Consider the following 21,221-nt stretch of genomic DNA (forward strand, 5'->3'; position numbering starts at 1 on the left):
TTGAAAAAGATATACCGAGCTCTTTGCAAATTTGAAGAAATAGCAGCCAGCGCAATGCTTGTCATTATTACATTGCTTGTGTTCTTATCAGCGGTTGGAAGAGCTCTTCGCTTCCCGCTTAACTGGGCACAGGATATTTCTCTATTGCTCTTTGCGTGGGTGGTGTTTTTTGGTGCAGATACAGCCTTAAGAGATGCAGACTTTGTAAATGTGGATATGTTTCTTTCGATGCTTCCTAAAAAGGTGAGAGAAATACTTTATTACTTCTGGAACACACTGATCGTGCTGTTCCTAGGTTCACTGGCGGTATATGGTATTCCGCTCAGTATCGAAAACTCGAAGAGACTGTTCCAGACTCTGGGAATCAGTTATTCCTGGGCGACCATAAGTGTTCCTGTGGGAGCAGTACTTATGATTATTACAGTAATTATCAGAATGGTTAACAGATACAAGTCAGAAGATTCTATGAATGAGGAGGTGAAAGCTTAATGGGTGCAGTAGTAATAGGTTTCTTAATCATGATTTTTCTAGGCATGCCTGTAGCTTTTGCCATCGGCCTTTCTGGAACACTGTTCTTTTTTGTAACACCTGACCTGCCTTATGCCATTGTGGTTCAGAAAGTAGTCAGTTCTACTCAGAGTTTTACACTACTTGCAATTCCACTTTTCATCTTTGCAGGGAACCTTATGAACAACACCGGCATAACCGAAAAGCTGATAAAGCTTGCCAATGTTCTGACAGGACATATGTATGGAAATCTGGGACAGGTTTCCACTGTATTATCAACACTGATGGGTGGAGTATCCGGATCCGCGAATGCGGATGCAGCAATGCAGTGTAGAGTGCTTGGACCTTCTATGAATGAAAGAGGGTATAAGAAAGGGTATTCTGCAGCCATCAACGGAGTCACATCGCTCATTACCGCCACAATTCCACCCAGCATGGGTCTGATCATCTATGGTTCTGTGGGAGAGGTATCCATTGGCAGGCTCTTTGCAGCGGGGATCATACCAGGACTCATGATGATGGTCGCTTTAATGATTACCGTAAGATATACCGCTCGAAAGAAAGGATATGCTCCGGAATCTTTAAAGAAGCCCACACTGAAAGAAATCGGTGCTGCAAGCATCGATTCCATCTGGGCACTGATGTTTCCTGTAATTCTTCTTGTGGGAATCAGGTTAGGTATACTGACTCCATCAGAGTCCGGCGCATTTGCCGCAGTATATGCGATTTTTGTTGGATTCTTTATCTATAAGAAACTCAATGTGAAGACCTTTGTTAAAACAGTAAAAGACAGTATCAGAGACATTGGTGTGATTATGATTCTCGTGTCCCTGTCAGGTATTTTCGGATATGGAATTGTCTATGACTCAATTCCTCAGAAAATGGCGGAATTCCTCATCGGCGTTACGAGCAATCCACTTATATTACTGTTTATAGTCATACTGCTTCTTGTGTTTGCAGGAATGTTTGTTGAAACAACAGTAGTTGCACTGCTGCTGACTCCAATCCTTCTACCTGTAGTAACACGAGTTGGTATTGACCCAGTTCAGTTCGGAGTTATCATGATGACCATCGTTACAATGGGTATTATGACGCCACCGGTGGGTATCGCACTCTATACCACGTCAAATATTATGGGGTGCAAACCGGAAGAGACAGCAAAAGAATCCGTTCCGTTTCTGATTGCAATCATTGCAGTTGTACTGGTCCTGATTCTGTGGAAAGACCTGGTGCTGTTCTTACCTAATTTACTATTTGGAGCATAACTGGAGGACAAAATGAAAATGATTTTAAGATGGTTTCCCTTCGGAGACGATAGTGTAAGCCTTCAGGAAATCAGACAGATCCCAGGAGTAACCGGAGTGGCTACATGCCTTCCGAAAATTCCTGTGGGAGATGTCTGGCCACTGGAGACACTGGAAGGTCTCAAAAAGGAAATCAATGAAGCCGGCCTTGAGATGGAGGTCATTGAAAGTGTGAATATCCATGAGGATATCAAAAAAGGACTGCCAACAAGAGACCAGTATATAGAAAACTACATCAGCACTTTGGAGAATCTTTCCAAAGTAGGGGTGAAATGTCTCTGCTACAATTTCATGCCCGTCATGGACTGGGCAAGAAGCGATCTGTCTCTGGAACTTCCTGACGGAAGTCAGGTCATGGCCTATCGTCATGAAGAGGTTCTTGAGATGAATCCGAAAGTCATGGCGGATGTCATGGCGAAAAAGGCCAGAGGCTATTCCTTACCAGGATGGGAACCGGAAAGACTGGATGCCATGGCAAAGGATATCGACTTCTATCAGGATATGACCACAGAAACCTACTGGGAGAATATGAAGTATTTTCTGGATAAGGTTGTGCCATATGCTGAAAAGTATGATATAAAAATGGCCATTCATGCGGATGATCCGCCATGGCCGCTATATGGTCTGCCAAAGGTCATCACAAACAGAGAGAATGTCAGAAAGTTTCTTTCTCTGAATGAAAGTCCTTATAACGGGCTGACCTTCTGCACAGGAAGCCTGGGATCAGATCTTAACAATGATCTTCCTGGCATGATCAGAGAGTTCGGAGCACAGGGAAGAATCCATTTTGCACACATCAGAAATGTGAAGCATCTGAATGAGAAGGATTTTGATGAATCCGCACACCTTTCCACCTGTGGAGACATTGATATGTTCGAAGTCATGAAAGCCTACGACGAGGTCGGATTTACAGGCTATGTAAGACCGGACCACGGAAGAATGATCTGGGGTGAAAAAGCAAGGCCAGGATATGGTTTATTTGATAGAGCTCTGGGTGCAAATTATCTGATGGGACTTTGGGAAGCAATCGGTAAGATGAAATAAGCGGATTTGCTTTGTGTATGACGGTGAATCAGTATATAATAATTCAGAAGAACCGTATACTTCTAATGAATGATGATTGTAGGTGCTAATATGATAATCAGAGAAAAAGACCCCAGAGAAAGAGCAAGTGAATTTGCACTGAGAGTACTTCGGGAGAATATTATTATGCTAGAGCTTAAACCAGGTACTTTAGTGAGTGAAAATGAACTGGCGCAGGTAATAGGATTATCTAGAACTCCTATCCGTGAAGCGCTTATTGAACTTAGTAAAGTGGAAATAGTCGAAATTCTACCTCAGAAAGGTGTGTTTATTTCGAATATCAATCAGAGCCTTGTTGAAGAAGCCAGATTCATCAGAACAGTGCTGGAAACTGCTGTAATAAAGGAAGCTGCACAAAAAGCCTCCCCCGAGTACATTATGAAGCTGGAAGAGTGCATCAAACTGCAGAGGTATTATCTAGATAATCATAATCCGGAAAAACTATTAGAACTGGATGATGAATTTCATCAGCTTATTTTCAATTCGGTAGATAAGAATCATACCTATAAGCTGATGTCTTCTATGATGATCCATTTTGACCGGGTTCGAAACCTCAGTCTTCAGACCATCAAGGATATTAGAATTGTAGAGGATCACGAGAGAATTTTTAAAGCGATAAAAGAAAAAGACGTAGTCGAAGCTGTAAAAGGGATTCGGGAGCATCTTGGCAGATATCAGCTAGATAAAAATGAGATCATGGAAAGCTATAAGGAATTATTTTTATAGAAGCAGTAGTCTGATTGAAGATAAACTGCGGAATAAAATAGAACAACAGCGGGATCAGAAGTTGAAATCTGATTCCGCTGTTATTTCTCTTTCTGAGAGGAAAGTTTCATAGCAATGCGGATGCCCCATAAGGCAAATGCCACAGCGCCGATGAAGGCACCGATATATGTGGTGAGTTCATAGCCTTCCATGCCGATGGATTCATAGATGTCAAATCCGCCTAGAAACGTTCCGCCGAGAACCAGTCCGATATATCCGCCTGCAAGAATGCCGATGAGAAATCCGATGGCGCCGCCGAGGATTTTATAGAGAGAATTGGTTTGCATCATCATCCACTCCTTTTCATTATTGTAGCACCATAAGATGAATAACTTTTACTGTATTTATGAATATTATGAAATCCTTCCTGATTCATTCTTAGTGTATCAGATAAAAGAGGACGGCTGATGCGCTGCAGGGAAGAAGATTCGAGCATGGAAAAGGGAGAGGTATGATGCCTCTCCCTGGTTCAGTCTATGAAAAGAGCCCTCTGAAGAAGTCTGCGATGGCTTCCATGATGTTCTTGAAGAAGCCTGTGATTCCGGTCTTCACTTCATCATCCAGACCATCCCATGTGGATTTCACATCATCCAGAAGGTCTCCGCCCTCTTCGATGAGATTCTTTCCGAAATCCTTGATGGCGGTTTTCTGTTCTTCCGTGAATTCAAGTTCAGAAAACTTCTTCATGAGATCGATGAGTCTCTCCTTGTTTTCTTCTGTGAGCACATCACCCAGATTGTAGTTGTTGATGACGGTGTTTACGATGGTGATGATGGTGTCCTGTGAAATCTCACCGTTGCTTTCATCCTTCTTTTTCTGGATCTGTGCTTTGATGTCGGCAATGGCCGCATTGAGCAGGTCATCGGAATATCCTTCCTTACCTTCATTTTCCTCACTGATGTCGGAGGTTTCCTCCAGTTCTTCCTGGGCCACGATGATGTTCTCTTCAGGAAGCTCTGCATTGGCATCACTGAAGGCCTTATAGACACCGGCCAGTGCACCGGAACCATCCACTGCTTTTACGGATGCGATTCTGATGTTGAGATTGACAGCACCGGCTGTGATGGCCGCATTCCGGTACTGTGCCGGTGTGATTTTAGTGATGGTCTGAGGGGTTATGATTTCCACGTTGACACCTTCACTGGCATCTGAAGGTTCTAGGTAGACAGAGGAGTAGACCTGATAGTAGGAATAGTCGTTGTGAAGGATGTCGTTGAGTTCATTGATCTTCACTTCGATTTCCCTTGTATCGTCACCTGTATCAAGCAGATCCGCCGTGGCTGCTTTTTCTTCTGCTGTCAGGCTTTCCCCGTAGGCGAAAACCGGATGAGTGATTTCAGATGCATAGGCTTTTTTCTCTGCAGTGGTGGATAGGGTAAGAACCATGACCATCATCATGGCTAAGAGATAGGTCATTCTGTGTTTATTTCCGTTTCCTTTTTTTCTCATTATATAATACTCCTTTTCTCCATACAGTATGATTGCTGTTTTCTTGGATATGTCAAAGGATATCACAGATTTCTTAAGTTCTGGTGTAGAATGATTTAATATTTTATAAGTGTTATGGACTGCCATGTTCAGAATCTGCAGAGGTGCTCCTGCTTCTGCACCAGATTTTTATCGTACAGACTGTGATGAACCAGTGCGCTTCTGACTGTTTCATGAGATAATAAGGAAAATAAATCTGAAGAAACGAGGTGCTTCATGAATCAGTTCGGTATTATGGTAGGACTGGAGAAAAAAGCGGCTTTTGAAGGCTGGTTCTCCAAAGTGGATGATCAGAAGAATGATCTGATGTTTTCCGTCATCTGGGGGTATACCACCCATAAAGAGACCAGTCATGCTTTTCTTCAGTTCACCAGCAGCCTGGATCAGAAAACATCCTATATCTGGTTCCCTATAGAGGAGCTCTCCTATGAGAAGGATCCCTTCGTTCTTCACATCGGAAAGAACAGACTGACGGAAAAAGGGATGGTGCTGGATTTTCTCATGGATGGAATTCCGGTGAAGGGTGAATTTCTATTCAGTGACTTGACACCCATCAGAAAGTCATTCTTCAGACCCGGCATCATGGGATGGCTTACTCTGTTTCCCAATGAGTGCAACCATTCCATCACCAGCATGGACCATGCAGTGAATGGAGTGCTTCACATCGGGGAAAGGACGTGGTTTGTAGATCAGGCTTCCGGCTATGTGGAGAAGGATTGGGGCACCGGTTTCCCCCGGGAATATGTCTGGGTCCAGGCCAATGACTGGAAAGAGAGTTCCGTGGTCTTCAGCTATGCCACAGTGCCTGTTCTAGGGCAGCACGCCAGAGGATTCTTTCTCGTTCTTCATCATGAGGGAAAGGAATACAGGTTCTCCAGCATTGAAGGGAGCAGAATGCTCCACTTCAAGGTGCGCGGTGATTCCTTTGTGGCGATCCTCGGGAAAGGAAAACACAGGGTGGTCATCAAAGCAAAGCAGGCCCACCCTGTGGCACTGGTCTCTCCGGACCATGGAGAGATGAAGGCGAAGATCAAGGAATCTCTGGATGGAAGGGTGGAGGTTCTGCTTCAAAAAGGAAAGAAGAATCTGGTGCATCTGGAAACTGATCGGGCATCCATCGACGTGCATTATGATCAGCTATGACTCAAGGGCTTTCGCTTATGGAACAAGCGAAAGCCCTGTTATATTTTCACAGGTCATGGATAGTTTTGAAACGTTATGAATATTTTGTCAAAGTTATCTGCTTTTGTGGTTGATAAAACTGAATGGGAGCGATCCTATGCAGTCATTCTGCTTTATAGCAGATCGTTGATTAGATATACTGTAAGTGGAAGAGAACAGAATAATAAGATGGAAAGGAGATTTTCATGAAGAACAAAAACGCTCGTAAGGCAGTGGAGGAAATGACCATGCTGCTTCTCTATCTGACCCGATTCAGTGAGAAAGAAGGAGGATTCACCACGGAAAATCTATCTTGGAAGGGGTACCCTTTTACGGTGCTGAACAGCTTTTCAGATCAGGGATTCATTAGTCAGGGAAAACACCCGTCCAGATCGAAAAGTGTCTGGATCACTCCAGAAGGGGTAGTGTATGCGAGAAAGCTTCTTGAGCAATATGGAATAGAGGAAAGGAAAGAATGATGGAATACCGATGGCAGATTCTGTTTCCGGATCATATTCTGGAAAGAGGACTGGATTATTTTGATAAAGGACATGTAGGGAAGCTTACTATGGAAGAAAATTCCTTATATGCTACAGTACGTGGAACGAAGGTGTATGGGGTGGGAATCGAGTTTGGAGAAAACATCGTGAAGGAGGTCCACTGCAGCTGTCCCTATGCGGAAGAAAGACATATCTGCAAGCATATTGCGGCGGTGCTTTACGCATTTGAAGGTGATGAGAAAGCACAGGAGAAGATGAAGCAATACTGGATCCAGAACAGTCCAGAAAGACTGGTGATGGACGCGGAAGAAAAGGTTGTAAGAGAATTTATTATCCGAGCACTTCATGAGGATGAACGCCTGCTGAGACGATTTAAAGCATACCTTAAGCCTGAATCCGTGAAGAAAGAAGCAGCGAGAACAAGAAGTAGGTTTGAAAAGCACATCAAAGCCTACTTATCGGACCGGGGAACGATACGTTACTACGTCATGGAGGAATTTCTGGACGGACTGAGTGACTTATTCACTGAGGAAGCAAAGCTGCTCATACAAGGCCGGTATTATGCGGAAGTACTGCAGTTGTTTAGGCATCTCATAGATACTGTAGGTGCTGTTGAGATGGATGATTCAGGTGGCAGCATGGGATTGCTTCTGGAGGACTGTGCTGAACTCTGCATGCAGTCCTTGTCGGATGTCACAGTTTCCGCCAAGAAAACCATGTTTTCCTGGATCATCAGAAAGCTTAATGAAGTTTCTGATGAGTATATGAAGGAGATGCTTGAGCATCTCCTTCTGAATGAGTTTAGAGAACCGGAGTTTCTACCCCTGAAACTTCACTATGTAGAAGAGAGGGTCCATAAGCATGAGAGGAAGGGACGGCAGAGATATAATGATCCTGTGCTGGGATACTGGGTGCTGCAGTATGTAGAGATTTTAAGACAAATGGACACAGAGGATGAGCGCTTGAAGAAAATCATTAAAGATTACTGGTATGTTTATGAGGTCAGGAAACAGTGGGTACACAGGTGCATAGAAAGTGAAAAGTATGAAGAGGCAATCTCCATACTGAAAGACAGTATAGGGTTGGAATCTCTTGTCTACAGGTCTGACTTTGAAATGAAAGTCATGCTGAAGGATCTCTATCTGTGGACGGAAAATATGAGAGGATATGCGGAAGTGCTAACGGACCTTGTTATTCAGGACTTCTGGGGAGATCTGGACTATTACAGGGAGCTGAAGAGCTTGTTTGGGGAGAAGAAATGGCAGAAGAAAAGAGATGAGATCTTAAAGCATCTGTCTCAGATGAGATATGTTGATCGGATCTATAAAGAGGAAGGGTTATATGACAGACTCCTGGATTTTGTCATGAACTCTTCTGGGATTGAGGAGCTTGAAAGATATGATGAAGATCTCAGAGAAAGATATCCAAAGGAAATTCTGGAAAAATACACCCATGAAGTGAACCTGCTGGCGATGAAAAGAGGAGGCAGATCTCACTATGAGTACCTCATTACCATATTGGACAAGATGAAAGAACTGCCTGATGGAGAGCTTTGGATCAGGAAGCTTACGGATTCCTGGAAAGCTGCCTTTCCCGGAAGAAAAGTGATGCTAGCGGAAATAAATCACTACATAGAAAATCAACTTAAAAAGTGAAGGGATCAGCTTTGTAGAAACAGGAGTATCATAAGTTGCGCGTGTAATGTATCACTTTCAGGATGAACTTTCTGGCATTGGAAAGGTCCCTGTGATTAGGGTGCCCTTCTGCGGATTTTCCGAGCATATGAAAAATCCTGTTTTTCGAGAAATCCGATGCAGTGAAGGAACCTTTGCAGGCGAAGCTTCCTACGGGGAGAGCACCTTTCTCTTTCAGGTGACGGAATAGTCTTTTGTTATAGAAAGTCATTCCGATGCCGCTGGTGGAGAAGACAAACACTTTCTTCTCCTTCAGTTCCAGATGCTCTAGGAGTCTATAGATCTGTGGAGAAAGGTCTTCTCTGTATACACCAGACCCGAACCCGATGAGATCATAGGAAGAGACGTCATAGTCCACGTCTTTCAGCTGCTTCGTGTTCTTGAATTCTCCCTTGATTTCGGAAGCCATGGCTTGTGCCACTTTCTCTGTATTTGTTCTGTAGTAGGAGCTGTAGAAGATAATTGATCTCATTGGGTCCTCCTTGTCTTTTCGCTGATCGAAGTAGTGTTGATATATCCATTATAACGGACCAGAAGAGAGAATAAACGGGGTGATGAAAAAAACGAATCCCTGTGGAAGAGACGCGGTGAGGATTCCTGGTGGAGAAATTCTGACAATTCAGTTATTATGTATATAAGGGCTGGTCACAGCAATTACGGAACTGGAGGAAACCATGAGAGAGTTTTTTGATTCCATAAATCCACTATATGTCAGAGCGGGAGCATTCATTCTTGCGGCCATCATTCTTTATGTGTCTGCCAAGAGAATTCTGAACCGGTTTTATGCCACGCTTCAGGAGCAGAACAAATGGTATTTCACGAAGAAAATCGTCATGAATACCATCTATCTTGTGATCTTTCTGATCTTCGTATTCACCTTCAGTGACAAATTTCAGGGTCTTTATACAACCTTAGGCCTTGCAGGAGCGGGGATCACCTTCGCGCTGCGTGAAGTCATTGTAAGCTTTGCCGGCTGGTTTGCCATTCTCTTCGGTGACTTCTTCAAGGTGGGCGACCGGGTGCTTCTCGGAGGGATCAAGGGGGATGTCATTGACCTGGGCATTCTTCGAACAACGCTGATGGAAATCGGAGACTGGGTGGACGGTGACCAGTACAACGGAAGAATAGTAAGGGTGGCCAACAGTTTCATCTTTACATCGCCAGTATACAATTACTCAGCGAGCTTTCAGTTTGTATGGGATGAAATCCATATACCCATCCGATTCGGCAGTGACATCAGGCTTGCCAGAAGCATCATCAAAAAAATATCAGATGAGGTCCTCGGAGATGTTTCCGTCAGCGCGAAGGACGCCTGGTTTGAAATGCGGAAGCACTTCAGGCTGGAAGATGCCACCCTTGAAAATCAGATCTTTCTGACCTTTGATGACAACTGGGTCACCTTGTCCCTACGTTATGTGGTGGACATCAAAAAAAGAAGAGTCACAAAAGATGTGCTTTTCACCAGACTTCTGGAGGAGCTGGAACAGCATCACGGGGAGATTGAGCTTGCATCTCAGACCATTGAGATGGTGGATTATAATAAGAATCTATGATCAGGGAAGAGGGAATAGAGATGACTTGGCGTAATTCCATAGAGATACACATGGATTCTGATAAAAATATGGAAATTGAGGAGAATTAAATGGATCAGAAAGAAAGAATGCTGAAAGAGCTGCCTTATAAAGCCTGGATGGATGGACTGGAAGAGGAAAGGATGGTCTGCAGAGAAAAACTTTATGAATTTAATCATCTTCATCCGAGAGAGCATCATAAGCTGCCGGAGATGATGAAGAACATTCTCGGGAAGACTGGAGAAACGGTGAACATACTGCCCCCCTTTCATTGTGATTACGGATATAACATAGAAGTGGGGGAAAATTTCTTTGCCAACTATAATTTTCTTGTGCTGGATGTGGCGAAAGTGAGCATCGGAAACAATGTGCAGGTGGCACCCAATGTGGCCATCTACACAGCCGGGCATCCGCTTCATCCTGAAATGAGAAACACAGGCTATGAGTATGGCATATCCGTCACCATCGGTGATAATGTATGGATCGGTGGAAACACGGTGATTCTTCCTGGCGTCACCATCGGAGACAATGCAGTCATCGGAGCAGGAAGTGTAGTCGGAAAAGATGTGCCTGCCGATATGCTAGCAGTGGGAAATCCCCTGAGGATCATCAGAGAGATCACGGAAGAAGACAGGCCTTACTACTATAAAGAACGTGAATATGATCAGGAGTCCTGGCAGGAAATTCAGGACATGCTGAAGACAAAGGATGTAAGCGACTGAAAAGGCTGTTGGAATTTCCAGATGTTGACCGGGTTCTAGGGGAAGTACATAACATCTAAAATGCAGGGAGTAACTTGAATTATTGTATAAAAACAAGAGAAATGTCTGAAAAATATAGAAGGTGAAAGGATACAGAAATCTTACTGAGTAAGTTTTCTGTATTTTTTCATGTTGAATATAGTCAATGATGAAAAGTTTTGAAAAACGAAGCAACTTTCTGAATCTTACAGGAAATGAGAAACATTGTCTTCAAATATGGCAATGCAGATTCAGATGTAAACGGTATAATTTTCATTTCATGAAATTTCAGGCATACTGACATATTATTATCAAAAGTGTAAACGTTATCCGTTATTAGTATGAAAGGTTAAATATATTGACAGTAAATTAATAAAATGATAATATTCATACAATTATTTAAACGAACAATGAATTTCTGTCATAAGAATTTATCGGGAAATAAATATGAATAAACAGCTGATTCTAAAGAAATATGAATATAAGAAGAAGCTGCAAGCACAAATGTTATATCGAGAAAAGGGTATTATTGTTCGTTATTATATGCGAGAGGGATGGTTCAATGGGGAAGTATGTGCTGAAAAGATTATTACAAATGATTCTGCTGCTGCTGGGGATCACATTCATTGTGTTCACAAGTCTCTACCTTGCACCGGGTGATCCTGCAGAACTGGTTGCTGGAGTGAATGCGACCGCGGATGACGTAGAGAGAATCAGGATATACCTGGGGCTGGATAAACCGTTTCTGATTCAATACTGGAATTATCTCTCCCTTCTGCTTCAGGGAGATTTAGGGACTTCCATCACCACAAGACAGCCGATCATAGATGAAATCGCTGTAAGGCTTCCTTACACCTTGAATCTGGCAGTTGCAGCAATTCTTCTTGCTACCTTCATTGGAATTCCCATAGGAATCTATGCGGCGGTGAGAAAGGACAGCTGGGTGGACCAGCTTCTAACCACTACCTCGCTGGCGGGGATTTCCATTCCGAATTTCTGGCTCGGGAGTATGCTGATTCTTTTGTTCTCGGTGAAGCTCGGATGGTTTTCCACAGGAGGCATGACGGACTTCTTCTGGACGGCGGAAGGGTTCAAGCAGGCAGTTCTACCTGCTTCAGCTTTAGGGATGGCAGTAGCGGCACAGTTCATGAGAATCGGAAGAAACTCGATGATCAGTGTCCTCCAATCTGACTATATAAGAACTGCCAAAGCAAAGGGGCTTAAGAGCAATCGGATTGTCATCATACATGGCCTGAGAAATGCGATGATTCCGATTCTGACCGTTTTTGGAACCAGTTTCGGCGGACTCCTGGGAGGGGCCATTGTTACTGAAAAAGTATTTGTGATCAATGGGGTTGGAACCTATCTTCTCAATTCCATTAATGCAAGAAACTATCCTGCAGTACAGAGTACGGTGCTTGTCATTGCAGCATTGTTTGTGGTTGTGAATCTTGTCGTGGATCTTCTATATGTAGTGGTGGATCCAAGAATCAGTTATGAGTAGGGGGGTGGATTGATGGAAAACAGACGAGGAATAAAAGCGGCTTTTAAAAAGCTGATCAAGAATCCCACAGCCACATTGGCACTGATTCTTATCGTTATCGTGGTTCTTATGGTTGTACTGGCGCCTGTGCTTACATCCTATGGACCAGAGGACCAGGCTGTGAAGGAAAGATTATTACCAGGTTTCTGGGATAAGGAGAATTCCATGGGAAGACTCCTCGGTACGGATCATCTAGGCAGAGATACTTTCTCAAGACTGCTTTATGGGGGAAGAATCACTCTGATTGTCGCATTGGCGGCAACGGCTCTTGGACTTACGGCAGGTGTACTGCTTGGCGTATTGGCGGGGTACTTCCCTAAACTGGACAATCCCATCATGAGACTGATGGATGTGCTCTTCACTTTTCCGGGAATTCTCCTTGCGATGCTGATTGTGGCAATGCTTGGCGTATCAACCCTGAATGCGACCATAGCCATTTCGATCTGGTCCATACCATCCTTTGCAAGAATGGTGAGGTCAAAGGTTCTATCTGTGAAGCAGGAGGAATTCATAGTTGCAACCAGAACGCTGGGGGCCAATGATTTCAGAATCATTCTGTACCATATCTTGCCTAACATCATGGGCACCATCATTGTCATTGCTACCATGAGACTTGCCTCATCCATCATGTCCATTGCCACACTCAGCTTCCTGGGACTAGGCACTCCACCACCGGCACCGGAATGGGGTGGAATGATCGCTACAGCAAAAGAATATATGTGGGATCGGCCGAGTCTCATCATCATACCAGGAATTGTAGTCATGATTCTGGTCATCAGTTTCAACGTACTTGGAGATAAGTTAACGGATCTTTTTGATCCTTCACTAAAAGAAAACGCTTAGGAGGAAATTATTATGAAAAAAACAAGAATCGCCATGGTCCTTGCCCTCAGTGCAGTATTATTTGCAGGCTGCGCCAGTGGAGTCAAAAACGAAGCACCGGAAGCATCGGGGGATAATCCCGGGGCGGAAGCGCCTGCCGTGTCAGCTGACGAGCCTTTCAATATTATCCTGAATGCACAGCCTACAGGATTCAATCCTTTGACTACAAATGATTCCATGTCTTCCGATATCAATATACAGATTTATGATACCCTTTATAACAGAACACAGGACGGAACAAGCTATGAACCGAATCTTGCGCTGGATTTCCCTGAAAGCAGTGAGGATGGACTTTCTGCTACGATCAAGCTGCGTGAGGATGTTTCATTCTCAAATGGTGAAAAATTCAATGCGGAAACAGTGAAATTCACCATAGAAAGAATCAAGGACAAAGAATACGGTTCAGCGAGAGCTTCCATCGCAGCCTCTGTCGAATCGGTGGAAGTCATCGGAGAATATGAGGTGAAACTCAATCTGAGCTATCCTGATGGTGTGCTTGTGGCGAAATTCGCACATATGAACAGTGCGATGATTTCTCCAAACTCTGATGGTGTCGCACTTATGACGGAGCCTGTCGGAACAGGACCCTATGTCATGACCGAAGCTGTTGCGGGCAGTGAGTATGTGCTGGAATACAATGAAAACTACTGGGGCGAAGAGCCGGACATCAAGAAAGTCGTGTTCACAGTTGTAGCAGAAGCCTCTACTGCAATTTCCAGACTGGAAACAGCCGAAGCGGACTTCATGCCTGTAGTACCGCTGACCAACGTGAACAGAGTGAAAAACATACCTGGTGTCAATTTTGTCACCTCTCCGAGCTCACAGATCACTTATCTTGGACTAAGAACAGACACAGCCAAGAACCCTGAGCTGATGAGTAATGAGAAGGTAAGACAGGCCATGCTCATGGCAATCGATAGAGCATCCTATGTTGAAACCTTAGAAGGAAATGCGCTTGGAACCAATTCCATTCTTCCATCCACTGTTTTCGGATATAAGGAAGAAGCGGAGAATTACGGATATGGCTTTGATCTGGAAGCCGCAAAGAAAGCCGTAGCAGAAGCAGGTGTCGAGGATGAACCTGTGGTCATACTGACTTCAACTGTCCAGGCGACCCAGACCGTAGCTGAATACATTCAGGCATCCTTGAAGGAAGCCGGATTCAACAACGTGGAGCTTCTGCCACAGGAATTTGCAACTTACCTTGATACTGCAAAACAGCCAAACGCTTTTGACCTTGTAGTTCTGACTTGGGCAAACGTAACTGGTGATGGAACAGAATTCTTTGATCCGAACCTTCATTCAGTGAATTCCTCACAGCGTGTTCAGTACAAGAATGATGCTTTTGATCAGTTTGTCAATGAAAGCAGAGAAACCATGGATATGGATGTGCGTCTTGATAAACTGGATGCTGCAAATAAGCAGGCACTTACGGATGCTGTAGTGGTTCCACTGTATAATCCATTCAACACTTTTGCCTTCTCAGAGAAGTATGAGAATGTGAGCATTCTGCCTGGAACCTACTTCAAGGTGCAGACATTCAAACTGGCGGAGTAATGAAAAATTCAAATGAAAAGGTGGGGTAATATGGGAAAAGTATTAGATGTCAAGGGATTGACCACCACGTTCACCATCGGGAAAAAAGATTATGAAGTGATTCATAATCTTTCTTTCCATATCGATAAAAATGAGACCTTATGCATAGTAGGAGAATCAGGATGCGGTAAAAGTGTTACAACGCTTTGTCTGATGGACCTTCTCCCGGAAAATGGTCAGGTGACTGGTGGTGAAATGGTTCTGAATGGGAAGAACCTTGGTTTGATGACGGCGAAAGAGAGAAGACTCTCACGGGGCAGCAAGATGGGTATGATTTTTCAGGAACCGATGACGGCACTGAATCCTCTTCTGACCGTGGGATTTCAGATCATAGAAAACATAAGACAACATGACAGAAAAATCAGCAAGAGTGAAGCGAAAAGGCTTGCGGTGGAGGCGCTACGAAAGGTGGATATTCCAGAGCCTGAAAGCCGCATGAAGCAATATCCCTTTCAGCTCTCTGGGGGTCTTCGCCAGCGTGTGATGATCGCCATGACTCTCGCAGCAAAACCGATTCTTCTCATTGCAGACGAACCGACCACTGCACTGGATGTGACCATTCAGAAACAGGTTCTGAAACTGATGAACACGCTGAAGCGTGAAATGGATGCAGGCATCCTTTTCATCACACATGATTTAGGTGTAGTGGGAGAGATAGCTGATCGCGTAGTAGTGTTGTATTCAGGAGACAAAGTGGAAGAAGGGAAGACGGAAGAAATATTCAGCCGTCCGCTTCACCCCTATACACAGGGACTGTTCAAGGCGTATCCGCAGATCGATGCGGAAGATTTTGAACTGAAGCCCATTGACGGCTCGATACCGCTTCTGACAGAACCCGTGTCAGGCTGCAGGTTTCATCCCCGCTGCCCTTATGCTACGGAGAAGTGCGCCCGCCAGCAGCCGAAACAGGTGGAACCCTATGAAGGGCACTTTGTAGCCTGTTTCAAAGTGGAAGAGGAGTTTGGCTTATGAATGAGAAAACACCGTTAATAGAAGTAAGAAAAGTGAAAAAGTACTTCAAAGTGAATAGACGCCAGCAGCTCAAAGCCCTGGATGACATCAGTTTCGTGCTGAACAAGGGTGACCGGTTTGCTGTGGTGGGAGAATCCGGATGTGGGAAGTCAACACTTGGTAAAGTCCTTTTGAGACTTCATGATGCATCATCAGGAGCCATGATCTATCATGGGAAGACGCTGTCTGATCTCAACCCTTCCTATATCATGAAAGAAGTGAAAAAACTGCCCGAATATCAGAAGAAGGCATCCCTGTATTATCAGGAGTCTCTGAAGCATGAGGAGAAACTTCATGCACTTTCGCATCAGCTGGAGGAAACTGATCCAGAAGGAAGCGAAAAAGAATCGAAGAAGCATTCTCAGCTGGAAAAGAAAATACTGAAGCTTGAATACGATATGAAAGAGGCCAGAAAGAATTCATCGAGACAGCTCAGAGAGGGGGCGAAAATCTGCGGTTCACTGATCCTTGTTAAGGAAATCGATGAAATCAGCAGGCTCTATGAAAAAGCGGCAAGAAATCTGGAAAAGGTCTTTCTGCTGAAGCAGGAGCTGAAAAAAGAGCAGGAAGCGAGTCTGGGGATGCCCGAAGGAGAAGCGCTTAGCGCATCCAAGGAGAAAATGAAGGACCTGATGGGCAGAATCACGGAAGCCAAAGCGGAAGGAAACGGATTTCTTGCGGAAGCGGAAAGCTATAAAGGCAAGAACATTCTGCCCATCCATGAACGTGCCCAGTTTGAGCATTATCTGGACAGACTGGAACGACATAAGATTGACAGCATAGACCTGACGAAGCTCACATCAAAGGAAATGAGAATGCAGAGAAAGGACATGCAGATGATTTTCCAGGATCCCGCTGCGTCTCTGGATCCCCGAATGACCATCGGGAAGATCATAGAAGAAGGACTTCTGATTCATACGGATTACAATGCGGCTCAGAGAAAAAAAGTGGCACTGGACCTCATTGAGAAAGTGGGACTTAAATCTGCACATTATGACAGCTATCCCAACACCATCTCAGGTGGTCAGAAACAGAGAGTCGGCATTGCAAAAGCTCTGGCGCTGAATCCGGATTTTCTCATTCTTGATGAATCCGTTTCTGCTCTGGATGTTTCAGTCCAAGCCCAGATTCTGAAACTGCTCACTGACCTTCATGAGGAACTGGATCTGACGTATCTCTTCATCACCCATGACCTGGGTGTCGTGAAGCATTTCTGCGATCGGCTTATGGTGATGTATCTCGGATACAATTTCGAGTACGGCAGTGCGGCGAAAATCTTTGAAAAGCCGATGCACCCGTATACCCAATCCCTGCTTGCTTCTGTTCCAAGGCTCAGAACCAGGGAGGAGGAAAAGGAAGAGGATGTGATCAGAGGAGAAATCCCAAGTCCAATCAATGCTCCATCCGGATGCCCTTTCAACACACGATGTCCTCATGTCATGGAAGTATGCAGAAAGGTGAAACCGAAACTTATTCTGCTGGAGGAAGATCATTCAGTAGCCTGTCATCTGTTCAGCGGACAGGAGAATGAATTCAGCAGGAAGACCATAGATATGTGAGATGAATAATTTACCTGTACAAGGAGGAAATACATGAAATTTGATCCGAACCATCAACCTTATTCCTCCCAGCGACTGACGCTGGGTGCAGCCAACGGAGTGGTAGCCACAGGGAATCCTCTGGCTGCTCAGGCGGGGCTGGATATTCTGAAAAAAGGAGGTAATGCTGTAGATGCAGCCATAGCCACCGCAGCCTGCCTGACTGTGGTGGAACCTACAGCCAATGGCATAGGGGGAGACAACTTTGCCCTGGTCTGGATGAAGGAGAAGCTTTATGGCATGAATTCCAACGGCCCATCTCCAGGGGAAATCTCACTTGAGAAGATCAGCGCTGACCATGAGACCATGCCGGTCCATGGTTGGATTCCAGTCACAGTGCCGGGTGCTCCGAAAGGTTGGGCTACGCTGTCTGAACGGTTTGGAAATCTCACGCTGCTGGAGTGCCTGGAACCTGCTATCCTTTATGCGGAAAAAGGGTTTCCCGTGGCGGCTAATACGGCAAAGATGTGGAAACGCGCCTATGAAAGAAATCTGAAGCTCTATGGAGACAAAGAGGAGTTCAAGGAGTGGTTTCGCACCTTCACCTTCAATGGATTGCCACCAGAACCTTTCCAGATGGTGAAGCTTCCCAACCATGCAGCGACGCTTAGACGCATAGGTGAAAGTGGAGGCGATGCATTCTACAACGGAGAACTGGCCATGGCCATGGAAGAGGATTCCATACTCCACGGAGGATATCTCCGAAAAAAAGACCTGGAAAAATTCAGTTCTCAGTGGGTTACACCTCTTTCAGTGAACTATAGGGGTTATGATGTAGTGGAACTTCCTCCCAGCGGACAGGGCATGGTGGCGCTTATGGCACTGAACATCTTCAGGAACCATGACGTGTCAAAAAATGATGCGTCCTACTATCATCATATGTTCGAAAGCATGAAGATGGCTTTTGCTGACGGCATGCATTACATTACGGACAGCAGTCATATGAAAATGGATCCGAAGCTTCTGTTATCCGAGGCTTACGGCAAGAAGAGACATAGCCAGATCAAGGACGAAGCCGTGCTCCACAGTCATGATGATCCTTCATCCAGTGGAACGGTGTATCTCAATACAGCGGATAAGGATGGAAACATGGTTTCCATGATCCAGTCCAATTACATGGGATTCGGCAGTGGTGTGGTGGTCAAGGGAACAGGCATTTCCCTGCAGAATCGTGGGGCGGATTTCAAACTGGATCCGGAACATGTGAACGTACTTGCACCTGGTAAGAAGACCTATCACACCATCATTCCCGGTATGCTTATAAAGGATGGAAAATGCAAGGTGGTCTTTGGCGTTATGGGGGGATACATGCAGCCCCAGGGCCATTTCCAGGTGGTATCGAACCTTCTGGATTTCAATCTGAACCCTCAGATGGCGCTGGATGCGCCCAGATGGCAGTGGATGAAGGAGAAAACATTCAAGGTGGAGTCCTTCTTTGATGCGGATATTGTTTCAAAGCTCAGAGAAAGGGGTCACGATGTGGAAGTGGAACCCGACAGCACACATTTCGGACGAGGGCAGATCATTGTGAAACTGGAAAACGGGGCTTATGCGGCAGGAACGGAGTCCAGAACAGACAGCAACCTTGCTGTCTACTGATGGTGATGCGATGAAAGAGGAAATCAGATTACGAGAAATATTCATCACTTTTCTGAAAATCAATGCATTCACTTTCGGTGGAGGCTATACCATTGTGCCGGTTATTCGAGATGAGTTCATGAAAAAGAGAAAACTCATCGATGAAGAGGAAATGCTGGGGCTGGTTGCCCTGGCCCAATCCGGACCGGGCGCCATGGCCATCAGCACATCTCTTCTCACCGGGTATAGACTGAGAGGATTCAAGGGAGCACTGACGGCGCTTTTTGCATCGGTTTTGCCCTGCCTTATCATCATCTCCATTCTGTTCTATTTCTATGATGCCTTCTCCAGAAACTTCTGGGTGAAGTCTGCACTCATCGGTATGGGGGGCGTCATCAGTGCAGTCCTTCTTCTGACGGTCTATGACATGGGCAAAGCGGCTATGAAGAAGCACCGGTATTTCAGCCTGACGCTTATGGTCGGCGCCTTTGCCGCAAGTTATTTCGCCAATGTGCATACCATCATCATTATCATTACGCTGGCTGTGATCGGTCTTGCGACCTTCACAATTTTTGATGAAAGGCAGGTGAAGTAGATGGTACTTCTGGAATTATACTGGGTGTTTCTCCAGATCGGAGCCTTTGCTTTTGGCGGTGGTTACGCTGTACTTCCCCTCATACAGAAATTCGTGGTGGAAGACAGGGGATGGATGGATCTGAAGGAAATGACAGATCTCGTTTCCATTTCGCAGATGACACCAGGACCCATCGCCATCAATTCCGCCACTTTTGTAGGAACGAAAGTGGCAGGATTACCTGGTGCTGTTGTGGCAACGCTGGGGAATGTGACCCCACAGTTCATACTCATGACCATTCTTGCGTATTTTATCTTCAGAGACAAGAAAATAGGGTTTCTGGACAAGATGCTGAAGGGTCTCAAGCCTGGCATCGTAGGTCTCATCGCCATCGCAGCCTTATCCATGATGAGCAGTGCGCTGTTTGACGGAGATGTGGCCTTTGCAAACATCAGTGTACTGGCTGTTCTGACTTTCGTTCTAGGATTCGCACTGAAGCTGACCAGACGATTCGATCTGATTGTCATCATCATCATCGGCGCAGTGGCGGGCATTCTCGGGAATCTTATAATTACCGGGATCAGCTGATTGAAAGGAGTTTATATGAAGAACATTGCTACATTTTCCATCATCGGTTTTGACCCGGTTACAGAGGAGCTGGGCATTGCCGTGCAATCTAAGTTCTTAGGAGTCGGTGCAGTGGTTCCGTGGGCAAAAGCGGGTGTAGGTGCCATCGCTACGCAGGCCATGGCCAATCTTCATTATGGTGAATTAGGTCTTGAACTCCTTGAAAGAGGATACACAGCAGAAGAAACGCTCCATGCACTCCTCGCGCTGGACCCGGACCATGAAGAGAGACAGGTGGGGATCGTGGATGCCAGCGGAAACGGAGTATCCTATACCGGGAAGAACTGCTTCAGCTACGCAGGAGGTTTATCCGGTGAGAATTTTGCCTGCCAGGGGAACATTCTCGTCGGTGAAGAGACAGTGACTGCCCTGAAAGAAGTGTTTTTCAATATTTCCGGCACCCTTGCGGAGCGGCTGGTCAGTGCACTGGATGCAGCGCAGCATGCCGGGGGAGACAAAAGGGGAAGACAATCCGCGGCACTTCTGGTGGTCAAAGAGAAAGGCAGCTACGGAGGATACAATGATAGGGCCATCGATCTCAGGGTGGATGATCACCCTCAGCCCATCAGAGAGCTTCAGCGTCTTCTTCAGCTTCATGAGATGTACTTTCAGAAGACGAAAGAGGAAGAGAAACTTCCAGCAGAGCATGAGTATGTAGAAAAGCTTCAGAAATCTCTTGGTAAACTCGGCTACTACAAAGGGTCTATGCACGGCAGGTATGATGAAGAAACAAGGAAAAGCTATGAACAGTTCTGCGGTGTGGAGAACTTCGAAGAAAGAATGATTCCTGGAAACTGGCTGGACAAGAATGTTCTGGATTTTCTAGAGAAGAGGGCTGAGCAGGAATAAGAATAAAGAATTCAGAATCACTCTCCTGTAATGACAGTATGCTAAAGCAGCTGTTCTACATGGAGGGTGATTTTGTATTCCAGAGAAAAGGAAGATTTCATCTTCAGAAATACTGACATCTGTACATCAATGGAAGAAAGTGCAGTTGAC

Annotated in this window: 21 protein-coding genes; 18 read left to right on the forward strand and 3 right to left on the reverse strand. The window is 45.2% G+C overall.

Features of this window, described 5'->3' with window-relative positions; genetic code table 11:
* The 4 genes from ACHAL6_RS05925 (at window position 1) to ACHAL6_RS05940 (ending at window position 3,620) form a co-directional block, all read left to right on the forward strand.
* Window positions 1-489: a TRAP transporter small permease gene (locus tag ACHAL6_RS05925; protein ID WP_395269326.1), complete on the forward strand. Its 489-nt coding sequence runs from the start codon at window positions 1-3 to the stop codon at window positions 487-489.
* Window positions 489-1,772, forward strand: a complete 1,284-nt coding sequence (locus tag ACHAL6_RS05930; RefSeq protein WP_395269327.1) for a TRAP transporter large permease — start codon at window positions 489-491, stop codon at window positions 1,770-1,772. Before ACHAL6_RS05925 ends, ACHAL6_RS05930 begins: the two co-directional genes overlap by 1 nt.
* 12 nt (window positions 1,773-1,784) lie before the next feature.
* Window positions 1,785-2,855 (forward strand): mannonate dehydratase, encoded by a 1,071-nt coding sequence (uxuA, locus tag ACHAL6_RS05935; RefSeq protein WP_395269328.1) that lies wholly within the window; start codon window positions 1,785-1,787, stop codon window positions 2,853-2,855.
* A gap of 69 nt (window positions 2,856-2,924) precedes the next feature.
* The gene (locus ACHAL6_RS05940; RefSeq protein WP_395269329.1) at window positions 2,925-3,620 is read left to right on the forward strand and encodes a GntR family transcriptional regulator; all 696 of its coding nucleotides are present in this window, start codon (window positions 2,925-2,927) and stop codon (window positions 3,618-3,620) included.
* An 80-nt stretch (window positions 3,621-3,700) separates the two neighbouring features.
* Here ACHAL6_RS05940 and ACHAL6_RS05945 read toward each other — a convergent pair whose 3' ends face one another.
* Both ACHAL6_RS05945 and ACHAL6_RS05950 read right to left on the reverse strand, forming a co-directional pair.
* Complete coding sequence (locus ACHAL6_RS05945) at window positions 3,701-3,949, reverse strand: hypothetical protein (protein WP_395269330.1); 249 nt, start codon at window positions 3,947-3,949, stop codon at window positions 3,701-3,703.
* A 184-nt stretch (window positions 3,950-4,133) separates the two neighbouring features.
* Window positions 4,134-5,108, reverse strand: coding sequence for a DUF1002 domain-containing protein (locus ACHAL6_RS05950; protein ID WP_395269331.1), 975 nt, complete (start codon window positions 5,106-5,108; stop codon window positions 4,134-4,136).
* 255 nt (window positions 5,109-5,363) lie between these two features.
* On the opposite strand from ACHAL6_RS05950, the gene ACHAL6_RS05955 reads away from it, so the two are divergent.
* The 3 genes from ACHAL6_RS05955 (at window position 5,364) to ACHAL6_RS05965 (ending at window position 8,463) form a co-directional block, all read left to right on the forward strand.
* Window positions 5,364-6,290 carry a tocopherol cyclase family protein gene (locus tag ACHAL6_RS05955; RefSeq protein ID WP_395269332.1) on the forward strand — a complete coding sequence of 309 codons (927 nt, stop codon included), beginning with the start codon at window positions 5,364-5,366 and terminating at the stop codon, window positions 6,288-6,290.
* Window positions 6,291-6,514: 224 nt separating this feature from the next.
* Window positions 6,515-6,787 carry a DUF6429 family protein gene (locus tag ACHAL6_RS05960; RefSeq protein WP_395269333.1) on the forward strand — a complete coding sequence of 91 codons (273 nt, stop codon included), beginning with the start codon at window positions 6,515-6,517 and terminating at the stop codon, window positions 6,785-6,787.
* The gene (locus ACHAL6_RS05965) at window positions 6,784-8,463 is read left to right on the forward strand and encodes an SWIM zinc finger domain-containing protein (protein WP_395269334.1); all 1,680 of its coding nucleotides are present in this window, start codon (window positions 6,784-6,786) and stop codon (window positions 8,461-8,463) included. Before ACHAL6_RS05960 ends, ACHAL6_RS05965 begins: the two co-directional genes overlap by 4 nt.
* A gap of 28 nt (window positions 8,464-8,491) precedes the next feature.
* Here ACHAL6_RS05965 and ACHAL6_RS05970 read toward each other — a convergent pair whose 3' ends face one another.
* Window positions 8,492-8,974, reverse strand: coding sequence for a flavodoxin family protein (locus tag ACHAL6_RS05970; RefSeq protein WP_395269335.1), 483 nt, complete (start codon window positions 8,972-8,974; stop codon window positions 8,492-8,494).
* A 202-nt stretch (window positions 8,975-9,176) separates the two neighbouring features.
* On the opposite strand from ACHAL6_RS05970, the gene ACHAL6_RS05975 reads away from it, so the two are divergent.
* The 11 genes from ACHAL6_RS05975 to ACHAL6_RS06025 all read left to right on the forward strand — a co-directional run bounded on the left by ACHAL6_RS05975 (window position 9,177) and on the right by ACHAL6_RS06025 (window position 21,071).
* Window positions 9,177-10,055, forward strand: coding sequence for a mechanosensitive ion channel family protein (locus tag ACHAL6_RS05975; RefSeq protein ID WP_395269336.1), 879 nt, complete (start codon window positions 9,177-9,179; stop codon window positions 10,053-10,055).
* 89 nt (window positions 10,056-10,144) lie between these two features.
* A complete protein-coding gene (locus ACHAL6_RS05980) occupies window positions 10,145-10,795 on the forward strand; it encodes a sugar O-acetyltransferase (protein ID WP_395269337.1) in 651 nt (216 codons plus the stop codon).
* Window positions 10,796-11,375: 580 nt separating this feature from the next.
* The gene (locus ACHAL6_RS05985; protein WP_395269338.1) at window positions 11,376-12,317 is read left to right on the forward strand and encodes an ABC transporter permease; all 942 of its coding nucleotides are present in this window, start codon (window positions 11,376-11,378) and stop codon (window positions 12,315-12,317) included.
* A gap of 12 nt (window positions 12,318-12,329) precedes the next feature.
* Window positions 12,330-13,199, forward strand: coding sequence for an ABC transporter permease (locus ACHAL6_RS05990; RefSeq protein ID WP_395269339.1), 870 nt, complete (start codon window positions 12,330-12,332; stop codon window positions 13,197-13,199).
* A 12-nt stretch (window positions 13,200-13,211) separates the two neighbouring features.
* Window positions 13,212-14,795, forward strand: a complete 1,584-nt coding sequence (locus ACHAL6_RS05995; RefSeq protein WP_395269340.1) for an ABC transporter substrate-binding protein — start codon at window positions 13,212-13,214, stop codon at window positions 14,793-14,795.
* A 30-nt stretch (window positions 14,796-14,825) separates the two neighbouring features.
* Window positions 14,826-15,806, forward strand: coding sequence for an ABC transporter ATP-binding protein (locus ACHAL6_RS06000; RefSeq protein ID WP_395269341.1), 981 nt, complete (start codon window positions 14,826-14,828; stop codon window positions 15,804-15,806).
* Complete coding sequence (locus tag ACHAL6_RS06005; protein WP_395269342.1) at window positions 15,803-17,404, forward strand: oligopeptide/dipeptide ABC transporter ATP-binding protein; 1,602 nt, start codon at window positions 15,803-15,805, stop codon at window positions 17,402-17,404. The genes ACHAL6_RS06000 and ACHAL6_RS06005 overlap by 4 nt, the downstream gene beginning before the upstream one ends.
* Window positions 17,405-17,437: 33 nt before the next feature.
* Complete coding sequence (locus ACHAL6_RS06010; RefSeq protein ID WP_395269343.1) at window positions 17,438-19,042, forward strand: gamma-glutamyltransferase family protein; 1,605 nt, start codon at window positions 17,438-17,440, stop codon at window positions 19,040-19,042.
* Between the two features lie 10 nt (window positions 19,043-19,052).
* Window positions 19,053-19,616: a chromate transporter gene (locus ACHAL6_RS06015; RefSeq protein ID WP_395269344.1), complete on the forward strand. Its 564-nt coding sequence runs from the start codon at window positions 19,053-19,055 to the stop codon at window positions 19,614-19,616.
* Window positions 19,617-20,183: a chromate transporter gene (locus ACHAL6_RS06020; RefSeq protein ID WP_395269345.1), complete on the forward strand. Its 567-nt coding sequence runs from the start codon at window positions 19,617-19,619 to the stop codon at window positions 20,181-20,183.
* Window positions 20,184-20,198: 15 nt separating this feature from the next.
* Window positions 20,199-21,071 (forward strand): DUF1028 domain-containing protein, encoded by an 873-nt coding sequence (locus ACHAL6_RS06025; RefSeq protein WP_395269346.1) that lies wholly within the window; start codon window positions 20,199-20,201, stop codon window positions 21,069-21,071.
* The last annotated feature ends 150 nt before the right edge of the window (window positions 21,072-21,221 follow it).

It is taken from the genome of Proteiniclasticum sp. C24MP, assembly GCF_043951855.1.
GTDB lineage: Bacteria > Bacillota > Clostridia > Clostridiales > Clostridiaceae > Proteiniclasticum.